This is a genomic window from Peribacillus sp. N1, from assembly GCF_054600815.1.
In genome coordinates this window covers 1-377 of sequence record NZ_BAAHZO010000031.1, presented here as the reverse complement: position 1 = coordinate 377, position 377 = coordinate 1, and the positions used below count along the sequence as shown (strand labels likewise).

Annotated in this window: 1 tRNA gene and 1 rRNA gene; both read left to right on the top strand. The window is 44.3% G+C overall.

Annotated features, from left to right (window positions below):
* Positions 1-144 precede the first annotated feature (144 nt).
* Positions 145-260 (top strand): 5S ribosomal RNA (gene rrf, locus ACYP5M_RS26525).
* Between the two features lie 45 nt (positions 261-305).
* A tRNA-Asn gene (locus tag ACYP5M_RS26520) sits at positions 306-377 on the top strand.

The window sequence follows — 377 nt, the reverse complement described above, 5'->3', positions numbered from 1 at the left end:
GATAGGTCAGAGGTGGAAGCGTGGCGACATGTGGAGCTGACTGATACTAATAGATCGAGGACTTAACCAACGCTTTTAAAAAAATGAAATACCTTCTTATTATCTAGTTTTGAAGGAATGAAAACTCTTCAAAAATGAATATAGTCTGGCAATGATGGCGAAGAGGTCACACCCGTACCCATTCCGAACACGGAAGTTAAGTTCTTCAGCGCCGATGGTAGTTGGGGGTTTCCCCCTGTGAGAGTAGGACGTTGCCAGGCTGTTCATTTAAATCTTTAAATGGGTTTTAGGAAACATTATATTATTCCGCAGTAGCTCAGTGGTAGAGCATTCGGCTGTTAACCGAACGGTCGTAGGTTCGAGTCCTACCTGCGGAG